11 protein-coding genes are annotated in these 12,574 nt (G+C 36.7%); all 11 read right to left on the bottom strand.

Features of this window, described 5'->3' with window-relative positions; all coding sequences use genetic code 11:
• Positions 1 to 6 precede the first annotated feature (6 nt).
• The gene (locus tag MKY60_RS07265) at positions 7 to 804 is read right to left on the bottom strand and encodes a TIGR00282 family metallophosphoesterase (RefSeq protein ID WP_090563553.1); all 798 of its coding nucleotides are present in this window, start codon (positions 802 to 804) and stop codon (positions 7 to 9) included.
• A 93-nt stretch (positions 805 to 897) separates the two neighbouring features.
• On the bottom strand, positions 898 to 2,454 hold the full coding sequence (rny, locus tag MKY60_RS07260) for a ribonuclease Y (protein ID WP_093494503.1): 1,557 nt from the start codon (positions 2,452 to 2,454) through the stop codon (positions 898 to 900).
• Positions 2,455 to 3,165: 711 nt separating this feature from the next.
• A complete protein-coding gene (gene recA, locus MKY60_RS07255) occupies positions 3,166 to 4,236 on the bottom strand; it encodes a recombinase RecA (protein WP_269915663.1) in 1,071 nt (356 codons plus the stop codon).
• A gap of 179 nt (positions 4,237 to 4,415) precedes the next feature.
• On the bottom strand, positions 4,416 to 5,672 hold the full coding sequence (locus MKY60_RS07250) for a competence/damage-inducible protein A (protein WP_340929284.1): 1,257 nt from the start codon (positions 5,670 to 5,672) through the stop codon (positions 4,416 to 4,418).
• A 14-nt stretch (positions 5,673 to 5,686) separates the two neighbouring features.
• Positions 5,687 to 6,265: a CDP-diacylglycerol--glycerol-3-phosphate 3-phosphatidyltransferase gene (gene pgsA, locus MKY60_RS07245; protein WP_090563557.1), complete on the bottom strand. Its 579-nt coding sequence runs from the start codon at positions 6,263 to 6,265 to the stop codon at positions 5,687 to 5,689.
• A gap of 54 nt (positions 6,266 to 6,319) precedes the next feature.
• Positions 6,320 to 7,180, bottom strand: coding sequence for a helix-turn-helix domain-containing protein (locus MKY60_RS07240; protein ID WP_093494501.1), 861 nt, complete (start codon positions 7,178 to 7,180; stop codon positions 6,320 to 6,322).
• 16 nt (positions 7,181 to 7,196) lie between these two features.
• Entirely contained in the window at positions 7,197 to 7,994 is a 798-nt protein-coding gene (locus MKY60_RS07235) for a DUF3388 domain-containing protein (RefSeq protein ID WP_340929279.1), read from the bottom strand.
• 162 nt (positions 7,995 to 8,156) lie between these two features.
• The gene (gene ymfI / locus MKY60_RS07230; RefSeq protein ID WP_093494500.1) at positions 8,157 to 8,888 is read right to left on the bottom strand and encodes an elongation factor P 5-aminopentanone reductase; all 732 of its coding nucleotides are present in this window, start codon (positions 8,886 to 8,888) and stop codon (positions 8,157 to 8,159) included.
• Positions 8,881 to 10,182 carry an EF-P 5-aminopentanol modification-associated protein YfmH gene (yfmH, locus tag MKY60_RS07225; protein WP_093494499.1) on the bottom strand — a complete coding sequence of 434 codons (1,302 nt, stop codon included), beginning with the start codon at positions 10,180 to 10,182 and terminating at the stop codon, positions 8,881 to 8,883. Before yfmH ends, ymfI begins: the two co-directional genes overlap by 8 nt.
• Entirely contained in the window at positions 10,175 to 11,452 is a 1,278-nt protein-coding gene (gene yfmF, locus MKY60_RS07220) for an EF-P 5-aminopentanol modification-associated protein YfmF (protein ID WP_241595831.1), read from the bottom strand. The genes yfmH and yfmF overlap by 8 nt, the downstream gene beginning before the upstream one ends.
• A 161-nt stretch (positions 11,453 to 11,613) precedes the next feature.
• Positions 11,614 to 12,573: an ABC transporter permease gene (locus MKY60_RS07215; RefSeq protein WP_241595834.1), complete on the bottom strand. Its 960-nt coding sequence runs from the start codon at positions 12,571 to 12,573 to the stop codon at positions 11,614 to 11,616.
• Position 12,574: the final 1 nt, after the last annotated feature.

Below are 12,574 nucleotides of genomic sequence, written 5' to 3'. Positions count from 1 at the left end.
AGACTTTTAGCCTTTAAATGGGTAATCCTCGTTTATATAAATTCGTTCCTGGTGTATTGCTTTCCCAGTGGTATTGTCCACTTCTACAAAGAAACCGCTAAGCACAGAACGTCCGGTCTTTGGTACTTCAAAACGAGCTGGCATATTCGTTTGAAAACGGTAAAGAACATCTTCTTTTTTCATACCTAGTACCCCATCGTATGGGCCTGTCATACCAACATCTGTGATATAAGCAGTACCTCCAGGTAATATACGGGAGTCTGCAGTTTGAACATGCGTATGTGTTCCAACTACAACAGAAGCTTTTCCATCTAAATGCCAACCAAATGCGATTTTTTCACTTGTAGCTTCTGCATGAAAATCTACAAAGACAATTGGTGATAGTTTTTTCGCATCTTCAACCATTTCAGTAGCCATCTTAAATGGATCATCATGGGGTGGTAAAAATGTGCGGCCATGCATATTGATCACTGAAATGGTATGACCCCCTTTAGAGATGGAAGTCATCCCTTTACCAGGTGCATCCTCTGAAAAGTTCGCAGGACGAATTAAATAATCCGTGTCATCGATAAAATCCATAATTTCTTTTTGATCCCAAGTGTGGTTACCCATCGTTACTACATCTACGCCCATATGGAGCAATGATTGAAAAATACTTTTAGTAATCCCACGACCTGCAGCTGCATTCTCCCCATTAGCAATAACTACATCTACATTATATTTTCTTTTTAATCTTGGTAAATAATCTTCTAATGTATCTCGTCCCATCGAACCAACGATATCACCTATAAATAATATTCTCATTACTATTTCATTCCTTTCACGAAAAAAAGGCTTCATTTCGAAGCCTTTTTGTTAATACTAACTTAGCAAACAGTAGAACACCATTATTGAATGTTATTTTGCATATTCTACAGCTCTAGTTTCTCTAATAACAGTCACTTTAATATGACCAGGATAATCTAATTCTTCTTCAATTCGTTTACGGATATCTCTCGCCAAACGATGAGCAGTTAAGTCATCAATCTGATCCGGACGAACCATTATACGAATCTCTCGACCAGCTTGAATAGCAAATGATTTTTCTACACCCTCATAGGATTCAGAAATTTCTTCTAATTTCTCCAAACGACGAATGTAGTTTTCTAATGTTTCGCTTCTTGCACCAGGTCGTGCTGCTGATAATGCATCGGCAGCCGCCACTAATACGGCAATAACAGAAGTAGCTTCTGTATCTCCATGATGGGAAGCAATACTATTAATGACTACTGGATGCTCTTTATATTTTGTTGCAAGCTCAACACCAATTTCTACATGGCTGCCTTCCACTTCATGGTCAATTGCTTTCCCAATATCATGAAGTAACCCTGCACGTCTTGCAAGTGTTACGTCTTCACCAAGTTCTGCAGCTAATAACCCAGCTAAATAGGCAACTTCTGTTGAGTGTTTTAATACATTTTGACCATAGCTTGTACGATAACGAAGTCTACCTAGAATTTTCATAAGGTCGGGATGTAAATTATGAATTCCAATATCGAATGTAGTTTGTTCACCAATTTCGCGAATTTGCTCATCTACTTCTCTTCTAGACTTTTCTACCATTTCTTCGATTCGTGCAGGATGAATTCGTCCATCCTGTACCAGTTTTTCAAGTGCTAAACGGGCAGTTTCTCTTCGAATTGGATCAAAGCCTGAAAGAATCACAGCTTCTGGAGTATCATCGATAATTAAATCAATACCAGTTAACGTCTCAAGTGTACGAATGTTTCGACCTTCACGGCCAATAATACGACCTTTCATCTCATCATTTGGCAAGTTAACTACAGAAACAGTTGTTTCTGCAACATGGTCTGCTGCAAAACGTTGTAACGCAAGGGAAAGAATCTCACGAGATTTTTTATCGGATTCTTCTTTAGCTCTAGTTTCCGATTCCTTTGTCATCACAGCAATATCCGTAGCAAGTTCATTTTCTACTTCTTGAAGAATTATGGATTTCGCCTCTTCACGAGTTAAAGTAGAAATTCTTTCTAGTTCAGTTTGTTGCTTTTTAACTAGTTCATCCACTTTGCTTTCTTTCTGTTCGATATGCTGTTGTCTTTCAGTTAGAGCATCATCTTTACGCTCAAGACCTACTTCTCTCTTGTTTAGAGCATCATCTTTACGATCAAGGTTCTCTTCTCTTTGTAATAACCGATTTTCCTGTTTTTGCAGTTCGCCTCGGCGTTCACGGATGTCAGATTCTGCTTCATTTCGTAATTTGTGAGTTTCATCTTTGGCTTCTAAAAGTGCTTCTTTCTTCAACGCTTCCGCTTCTCGCTTTGCTTCATCTATGATACTTGCTGAAGATTGTTTTGCACCAGTCACTTTTGAATCGTTCACGTTTTTCAGATAAATATAACCAACAACGGCACCGACAATCAGACCAAGCAAAGCGGAGATGATAATTTCTGTCATTCGAACACCCCCTAATGCTATACTTTTTAGTTTCAGTCGGCACGTATATACAAAAACATATACGTAATGCCTATAATCATTTAATAATAAAGAAATTATACAATTTTAATTGTATAGATGTAGAAATACTCTGTCAAGGAAGGGAAGTATAATATATGAAAAGTAGGACAAAATAAACATCTGGATATATGTAGTTTCATTCAAGCGAATAAAAATACAGTTTTTATTGAAAATTATGGCTAGGTTTGAAAAAGTCTACTTTAAAAAGCATAGGCTTTCTTTACGGTCAAAAACCGTTTCTATCTTTTTTGAGGGCTTTGGTCAAACATCCATCTATATTATACAGATGGACTTTTTGGAGAGTCTGGTCGTGACTAACGTCACGACTAGTCTCTCTATTTTTCGGTAACCTTATTGCATTTTATATAACTTTTGAAAATAGGTTAGTGCGTTTTTGTTTAACTAGAGAAAAGATGATTCGTATTCAAAGTGAAAGGTGGCGACTCTCCCACGATCAGTGAGAGTGATGAACCAAGATGTTGAGCGCAAGCGACGGTGATGGTGCATCGCTCACCCATGCAGAACGAGTCCAACTGAAGAGCAAAACAGCTGCATTATACATTCTTAAAGACCTGTGAACCCAGTATTCACATTACATGTTTATAAACTTTCAAAAAAAATCTCTCAAATGAATGAGAGACTTTCTGGACTTTATTCTTCATCTAATAGTAATTCGAACTCTCCGTCTTCTTCCTCTTCGACTTCATGTCCACCAATCGTTAGTGAACTTGCCGCCATTCCAAGTGATTCACGGATTTTACCAGTTATTTCAGATTTAATAGAAGGATTTTCTTTTAGGTACTGTTTTGCATTTTCTCTACCTTGACCTATGCGCTCTTCATTGTACGCATACCAAGAACCACTTTTTTGAATAATATCAAACTCTGATCCTATGTCAACTACTTCTCCTTCTTGTGAAATCCCTTCACCATACATAATGTCTACTTCTGCAGTTTTAAATGGTGGAGCTACTTTGTTCTTAACTACTTTAATCTTGGTTTTGTTCCCCATAATATCGGTACCTTGTTTGATCGCTTCTGCACGTCTTACTTCTAAACGAACAGAGCTATAGAATTTAAGCGCACGACCACCTGGTGTAACTTCTGGATTTCCGAACATTACTCCAACTTTTTCACGAATTTGGTTAATGAAAATTGCAATCGTATTCGATTTATTAATTACACCTGATAGCTTACGCAATGCTTGTGACATTAAACGTGCTTGAAGTCCGATATGAGAATCTCCCATCTCTCCTTCAATTTCCGCTTTTGGTACTAATGCTGCTACCGAGTCAATTACTAAAATCTCAATTGCTCCACTTCGTACAAGAGCTTCTGCTATTTCAAGTGCTTGCTCCCCTGTGTCTGGTTGCGATAACAGTAATTCATCAATGTTTACACCAAGTTTTTGTGCATAGACTGGATCTAAGGCATGCTCAGCATCGATAAACGCAGCTTGACCACCAGTTTTTTGTATTTCTGCGATGGCATGAAGAGCAACAGTTGTTTTACCTGAACTCTCAGGACCATATATTTCAATAATACGTCCTCTTGGATACCCGCCTATTCCTAGTGCAGCATCCAGTGCTAATGAACCACTAGAAGATGTAGAAATTTCTAGATTTGTTTTTTCTCCTAGTTTCATAACAGAACCTTTACCAAATTGTTTCTCTATTTGTTTTAACGCCATATCTAAAGCTGCTTTACGATCATTGTTAGCCAATTATATTTCCTCCTCAAAAGAAATGATGATGTTTTTTATTTCTATTCTTACTATACTCGGTCTTTGAGAAATTTACAAGAAAAAAGCGAACGTTCATTCGTTTATTTTTTATAACTATTTAATTTTGAGTGTGAAAAACGACTCAAAATTAAATTTTGGGCCGTTTTTATAAATCAAAATTAAATTCCTGATAATTTTAGTTCCCGCAACAAACGTATCAAATAATAGATTGTAAACTTCACTGTTCTAATTCTATTCGTGTTTCGTAAACCTGATAGATTAAGCTTATATGTTACTGGCTTAGTATCGCCTAATGCGATTCCAATCCAAATTGTACCTGCCGGTTGACCCCCATGACCATCAGGACCCGCTGCCCCGGTAATGCCCACACCGATATCCGTCTGAAACTTTTCTTTAACTCGAAGAGCCATTTGCTCAGCACACTGACTAGAAACAACGCTGTATTTCTCAATAATATCAGCATCAACACCTAATTGGTTAATCTTCACATCTTCTGTGTAGGTAATCATTCCACCCACCAATGCTTCTCCCATTCCTGGTACTGCAGCAAGCTCCGATTGGAAAAGTCCCGCCGTCATACTCTCTGCTGCTGAAATAGTTAGGCTATATTCAATAAGGATTTCTCTCAATTTCGATGGTAGAGAGTCATTATTATAACCATAAACAAATTTACCTACACGGTTGAGGATTTCAGCTTGTAACATTTCTATCTTTTTCCAAGCTTCTTCTTCAGAATTACTTTTTGAGGTTAAACGAAGGGTAACCTCACCATCAGATGCAAGTGGAGCAAGTGTTGGATTCGTTTGGTTCTCTAAGAGATCCTGCACTTCTGTTTCCAATTCTGCTTCTCCAATTCCATAGAAACGGATAACATGGGACAAAATAACATTTTCATCCAAAAGGAGTTGAGGTAATAATGGCTTCGCTTCGAATTGGAACATTGGCTCCATCTCTTTCGGCGGTCCAGGAAGTAGCATATATGAATGACTATCCGTAGAAAGTAACATCCCTGGTGCCATACCATGTTTGTTTTCCAGCACGGTGCATCCTTCTAAAACAAGTGCTTGTTTTTTATTGTTTTCCGTCATTTTACGATCCATACGCTTAAAGAAATCTTCAATATACATGATTGCATGATTATCTAGCACTAAGTTCATACCTAGATGCTTTGCAATAGTTTCTTTCGTCAAATCATCTTTTGTCGGACCTAATCCCCCTGTGAAAATAATAAGGTCTGCTCGTTTCTCTGCAATTTTAATCGATTCTAACAGCCGATTCGCATTATCTCCAACAACCGTGTGATAGTAAACGTCCAGACCAATCTCTGCTAATTGAGTGGAAATAAAACGGGCATTTGTATTAGAAATCTGCCCTAGTAATAACTCTGATCCTACTGCAATAATTTCTGCCTTCATGAAGAACTTCCTTCCTACTTAGAATCTAGTAACACTTTGCGGTTCAAATAAAAATAATCCCATCCAGACCAGACCGTAAAGAATAGACATACATACAGCATGATCATATCAAATGGTATATGGAACATTTCAAAGAATATATTACCCAATAAAAGGGAGGAAATCGCAACAATTTGTGTCCACATTTTTATTTTACCTAATTGATTGGCAGCTACTACCTCGCCTTCATTCGCTAATATCAATCGAAGACCAGTAACTGCAAACTCACGGCTGATAATTAATATTACTACCCATGATGGTGCCATTCCAAACTCAACTAAAATGATTAAAGCAGCTGAAACTAATAACTTGTCTGCTAAAGGGTCAAGAAATTTCCCCATATTCGTAACTAAGTTATATTTTCTAGCGTAGTACCCATCGATAAAGTCTGTAATCGAAGCAATTATAAAAATAATAGCACCAACTAGATGTCCAACCGGAATAGTTGCTCCCAATAAAGTAATATCTCCCCAATTGAAGTCTACAAGCATAAAAAACATAAAAACAGGTATTAAAAATATACGAAACAAAGAAATTTGGTTTGGTATATTCATTTTCATGGAAAAAACTCCTTTCAATTTCAAATAAAATAGCCATCACTAAGATGACTATTTGTTGAACTGTATTACTACATTTTGAGCAACTTCTGTGCTTTTAAACTCTACCACTTCTTCATTTATTGTAACAGTATTCCCAGGCGCATGCCCAAGACGTATACGGATTTTAGAAAATGCATTTGCATCAAATTCGAAGGTTTCTCCAGCCTTCACCGATTGATCCACAAGAATTTTGTCATTTTCATCCCTAATATTCAACCATGTAGTATTTGCTGCGACCAATTTTACTGCATAATTTTCTGCATTGGTTAAATTATACGTTGAAGTTACACCTTGTATATCTACGAATGATAACTGCTGTGCAGGTGGTTCTGGCTCTTCCACAACTTCTTCTACAGGTTCTTCCTCAACTGGCTCTTCTTCAGAATCAGGTTGTATATTTTCATTGTCCTCAAAAGTTGGTTTATTCTCTTGCGTTAACTCGTCGTTAGTAACTTCTGTATCCGGATCATCGGCTCTATTTTGGTATAAAAACCAAAACATTACGATAATTGCAATAACAAAAACTACAACCATAACCATTGGGAAAATCTCCATCAATTTACTTGACGATCGTCCTCCTAATGCTCGTCTAGATGGTGTTGTAGGAATATTTTTTGTTACTTCCTCATTTGATGGAGAAGGGATTTCTGATTTATACGTTTCTAATAATTCGTCTCCATTCAATCCAACTGCCTCTGCATATTGTTTAATAAATGCACGAACATAAAATGCACCTGGCATAGTTGCATAATTACCTTCTTCAATACCTGCTAAGTACCGTTTTTGAATTTTTGTTATTTCTTGCAAATCGTCAATACTATAACCCTTTGCTGTTCTCGCTTCTTTTAAGCGAGCCCCAAGTTCAGTCAATTAAAACACCTGCCCATTAAAAATTGAATCCACCAAATCCCGTCATTCCTTTGTCAGACATTCCGTGGTTTTTTTCCATCATTTCATATGTGATTTGCTCGTCCGGACTATGACGAAGCTCGATAATATAGTCAAAATCATCAAGAGAATACTCAGAATGCTGGATGAACATATCAGGATGTTCCACAACCTTGATAGTCGGCATCCGCATCATTTCCCTTACTAACTGTAAATGCTTTTCATCATTTGATTTTCTTGTTACAATACCATCTAATATAAAAATATTACGATCACTAAACTCGTCTCCTGCCAATTGACTTCTAATTGTTTGTTTGATCATCGTAGAGGACAAGAATATCCATTTTTTATTTGCACATACACTTGCTGCTACGACTGATTCCGTCTTCCCTACTCTTGGCATTCCTCTAATTCCAATAAGTTTATGTCCTTCTTGCTTAAAGATTTCAGCCATAAAATCTACTAAAAGACCAAGCTCATTACGAACAAATGTAAATGTTTTTTTGTCGTCTGCATCACGTTGAATATATCTACCATGACGAACTGCAAGACGATCTCTTAGCTTAGGTTCCCTAAATTTAGTCAATTGAATCGTTTCCATTGTTGAAGCGATATGTTCAAAACGTTCAATGTTTTCTTTTTTCTCTGCTTTTATAAGCATACCCCGTCTGCCTTCATCTACACCATTAATCGTTACAATATTAACTCGAAGCATACCAAGTAAAGAAGCAATGTCACCTAAAAGTCCTGGACGATTAACTTGAATTTCATATTCAAAAAACCATTCACTAGCCATGTTATATCTTTCCCTTCTCTATAGATGACGTTTCACTTCATGATTAGTTCTATCATATATGATTTTGTAGTCGAATAAAAGAAAAAAAGAAAAGAGCGTGTAATACTCTCTTTTCTTTTTCTATTTGGTTTCACTATTGTATTTGCGACATGAAGTAGGATATTAAATATACCATCCACCATTAACCCGAATGATTTGACCTGTTATGTATTTGGCCTTTTCACTCGTTAAAAATTCGACGGCATCCGCTATATCTTGTGTGGATCCCAAAAAACCGGCAGGAATTTCTTCAAGAATCAGCTGACGAGCTTCCTCTTCAATATGAGCGTTCATTTTTGTATCGATAAATCCTGGTGCGACCGCGTTTACCCTTGTTCGTTGTAGTGCAACCTCTTTAGCATATGCCTTTACAAAGGCATGCTGAGCTCCTTTTGCAGCAGAGTAGGCAACTTCAAAAGAGGCACCTGTATCTCCCCATATACTGCCAACAAAAATAACTGAACTACTAGACTGCTGACGAAGCTTACTATTTAGTATTCCTAATAATGCCATAGGATGCTCCACATGCACTTGAAATAATAGACGAATATCATCTAAGCTAGTGTCCTCTAAACCTTTGTACAGACTATGTCCCTGGGCAAATACTATCGCTTGAAGTGTAAATATAGAAGCAACTATTTTTTCAATACAATTCGGATTACTCATATCTGCTTGTACTACGATAAACTCTTGTTCAGGATAAGACTTGTTGAGTTCTGTTACTAATGTTACTATGCTTCCTTTATTATTTGCATAGTGTAGGTACATGGACCAACCGGCTTCCGCGAGATTACGACATATTGCGTGACCAATTTCACCGGATGCACCTAACACCAATGCAAACTTTTTACTCATTACTTTTCTCATAAGGCAAGATTGTAAAGACAGTATGAGCATTATCGTCTATTAACGATTGGAATGCTGCTTTCACCTGATCCATTGTTAGTTTCTCTAAAGCAGGAACAACATCAAATAAATTCATGTCATTGAAGGAGTATCGTGTAAATTGATTTGCTATATATTCTATGGAATTTAGTGCTCTTAAGAAAAAGCCAATTTTCTTACGGACGATACGTTGTAAATCTTCATCCTCCACATTCCAATTAGAAGCATAATTTTTAATGGTTTCCTTTATTTTCTCGGTTAGTTCAGTCGGGTTAACGGTATCTGAACCAATCATTGTAAAACCATAGCCTTGCTCCATTGAGAAATCTGCTGAATAAGATTCATCAATCCATCCATTCTCATATATTTCTTGATAAAATGCCGAACTTCTACCGAATATCATTTCAATTGCTACTTGCATCGCTAGTTCATAATTTAACATTTCATCGCCAGAGATGTCGGTATTACTTGCTTTAATTCCAAATAATACCTTAGGTTTTTGAACATCCATCTGAAGAGTACGTTCTTTTTTATCGACTGCTTTTTGCTCCTCAGGGTAGAAACGTTTGATCTCCTGTGGTTCCTCAAATGTTTTTGCCGCTTGATCTGCTTTGATGAAGTCCATCATCTCTTCTGGATCAACTGCCCCCACTACGAATAAAACCATATTTGATGGATGATAGAAAGTGTTGTAGCACTCATATAAATGTTCTGCTGTAATATGGCTAATAGTATCAATTGTCCCTGCAATATCAATCTTTACTGGGTGTTCTTTATACATATTTTCGATTGTCCCAAAGTACAAACGCCAATCTGGCTGATCGTCATACATCGTAATTTCCTGACCAATAATACCTTTTTCCTTCTCTACAGTTTGTTCTGTAAAATAAGGCTGTTGAACAAAATCCAACAAAGTTTTCGTATTATCTAATACATGGTCTGTCGAGGAAAACAAGTACGCCGTTCTTGTAAAAGAAGTAAATGCATTTGCAGATGCACCTTTCTCACTGAACTTTTGAAATACATCCCCTTCTTCTTTTTCAAACATTTTATGTTCGAGAAAATGAGCAATGCCATCAGGAACAATAACAGGTTCATCTTTACCTAAAGGAATAAATTCACGGTCTATAGAACCATATTTTGTAGTAAAAGTGACAAATGTCTTCGAAAACCCTCTCTTCGGCAAAATATAAACATCTAAACCATTCGGAAGTGTTTCGTTGTATAATGTTTCTTCTAATTGTTGAAAATAAGTTTTATTCATTTGCTGCACCTTCCTTGCCTGAAAGGAAATAAACAAATTCCTTTTCAATAGTTAATGCCATTTGTTGTATTTGTTCTTTTGTAACATTCATCCATTTTCCGACCCAATCTTCTACGGTAAAGGATGCGTTCAATTCTTTATATTGGTCGTATATTTCAATTTGAGCACGTGCGGAATCTAAAGCTTCTTTCAGTTGATTGGTAAGCATAGATTTCGTTTGGTTTAATTCTAAGTCGGAAATATCACCTGCTTGCATTGCTTTTAGTTGTTCATCTATTAATGCGACCGCTTTTTTCTGCAAATTAGAATCTATTCCTGCTAACACGAATATTAATCCATAGAGTGAAGAGTAGCTACTCGATGCATAATAGGCCATACTTTCTTTTTCACGCACGTTCATAAAAATTTTAGAATGCGAAAATCCACCTAAAATACCATTTGTAAGCTGCATAACCGGAAATTCTTCCGAGAAAAAAGTGATAGGTGTTTGATAGGCAATATGAAGTTTACCTTGTTTCATATCTTGTATTTCATGAAGAAATTTCTTATCAGTTGTTTCGCTTGGTATATCAACTGGCTTTTCAATCTTTTCTGTTCGATCTACAAAGGAAAAATGACTCTGCATTTTTTCTTTTATTTCCTGTATATTTACATCCCCAACTACATAGATAGATAAATCGTCTTTTGTTAGTAAATCATGATGCATTTCAATTAGTTGCTCGTTTGTAATCGCTTTAACAGCCTCCACTGTACCATTAGATGTAATAGAAGCTGGATTATTTGGGCGAATGTTCTCTAACAAACGTTGCTGCGCATATCTGGTTTTGTCATCATACATGGATTGAATTCGTTCAATTACCTGTTCTTTTTCTCTTTTTACAATTGATTCACCAAATTTGCCATTCTCCAAATTTGGTTTAAAAATAACGGTATGTAATAAAGAAAATACTTCATCGACAATTTTTTCATTGGATAAGTATGCATCGTTTACGGTTTCTGCGTTCAGTGAAAAAATATGGTGGCTCCCTTTTTTCGTTGTATCAAAGTATAAAGCAGTTCCATACAAGTCGTCTAAGCGCTTTCTAAAAGCTGCATTTGTAGGGTATACTTCATTGCTGAATTGTAATATATTCGCTAAAACTGCACGAATAGATGCTTTTTCTACTGTTAAAGGTTGTTTCCATTTGAACGAGATATTGATCGTTTTGAATTGTTCTGTAGGTCTCACAAAAAGCTTAACGCCACTTGCAAGTTCGAATTGTTGAAACATAAGTGATCCCCCTTTTTCTTTCTAGTGTATCTCAGTTAGTGATTCACTATACATTTTCTAATTATATCAGTCCAAACAAAAAGGGACCAATTAATTGGTCCCTCTTCCATTTTCTATTTAGTTTGGTTAAGTATAGACTGGCTTAACTACAAAACTTTAAATTATCGTTTTCCTTTAATATAAGGTATTCCACTCGCTTTTGGTGCGTGTGCTTTTCCTATAAATCCGGCTACTGCCAATATAGTTAGAGCATAAGGCAAGATGTGTAAGAAATAAGTTGGTACTTGATCTACATAAGGAATTTGCCCACCAACAATACTTAGTGCTTGAGCAAACCCAAAGAACAAAGCTGCTCCAAGTGCTCCAAGTGGATGCCATTTACCAAAAATCATTGCTGCAAGAGCCATGAACCCTTGTCCATTAATAGTAGTATGACTAAATTCTCCAGAAATAGACTGAGAGTAAACTGCACCACCTAATCCTGCAAGCGCACCAGAAAGGATAACAGCAATATAACGCATTTTAGTTACATTAACACCCATTGTATCTGCAGCCATCGGATGTTCCCCTACAGCGCGTAGACGTAATCCAAATGGAGTTTTGTAAATAACGAACCAAGCCAACACTGCAACTCCGATTGCTAAAATTGAAGTTCCATATACATCTTTAAATAGCATTGGTCCAATTATCGGAATATCACTTAATAGTGGTATATCAAAGCGAATAAATCGCTCTTGAATATAATCTGTTTGACCTTTATCATAGATCATTTTCACAGAGAAAAGAGCAATTGCAACACCTAGCATATTGATCGCAACCCCAGATATTGTTTGGTCCGCACGGAAGGAAATCGATGCTACTGCATGCATAACTGAGAATAGCCCAGAAACAACCATTGCTGCGATTAACGAAACCCACGGAGTCATCGCTCCAAATGTATCTATAAACATTAAGTTAAATAGAATACCGATAAAAGCACCCATAACCATTAAACCTTCTAATCCGATGTTGATAACACCAGATCGTTCTGAGAAAACCCCACCGATAGCTACGAAGATTAAAGGAGCTGCATAGAAAATCGCAGAAGGGATAATAAAATATAATACATCTAAGAAGCTCATA

It is taken from the genome of Psychrobacillus sp. FSL K6-1415 (genome assembly GCF_038003185.1).
In the GTDB taxonomy this organism is placed as follows: Bacteria; Bacillota; Bacilli; order Bacillales_A; family Planococcaceae; genus Psychrobacillus; species Psychrobacillus psychrodurans.
The sequence above is the reverse complement of the archived record's forward strand: the minus strand, read 5'-3'. Positions and strand labels throughout refer to the sequence as shown.